Annotated in this window: 1 protein-coding gene; it reads left to right on the top strand. The window is 61.2% G+C overall.

Features of this window, described 5'->3' with window-relative positions; genetic code table 11:
- Positions 1 to 83: 83 nt before the first annotated feature.
- The coding region (locus KVS71_RS19285; protein ID WP_217585330.1) for a heavy metal-associated domain-containing protein at positions 84 to 232 on the top strand (149 nt) is incomplete at its 3' end.

The following is a 232-nucleotide window of genomic DNA, read 5'->3' as shown; positions in this document are numbered from 1 at the left end:
AGAGTTGCAAGAAAGATCGAGGAGACATCATGACGGATTCCCAGCCAACAGACAGGTAGAGGCTGGAGCAGGAGGTCGTCGGGATGACCTGCGCGTCGTGCGCGATGCGCATCGCGAAGAAGCTCAACAAGCTGGACGGTGTCACCGCCACCGTGTACTATGAGACGGAGAAGGCGAAGGTCACCGCGCCGAACGGGTTCGACCCGGCGCTGCTGATCGCCGGGGTGGAGAA

It is taken from the genome of Microbacterium sp. GbtcB4 (genome assembly GCF_019091465.1).
Classification (GTDB): domain Bacteria; phylum Actinomycetota; class Actinomycetes; order Actinomycetales; family Microbacteriaceae; genus Microbacterium; species Microbacterium paraoxydans.
This window is presented reverse-complemented; position numbering and strand designations above follow the sequence as displayed.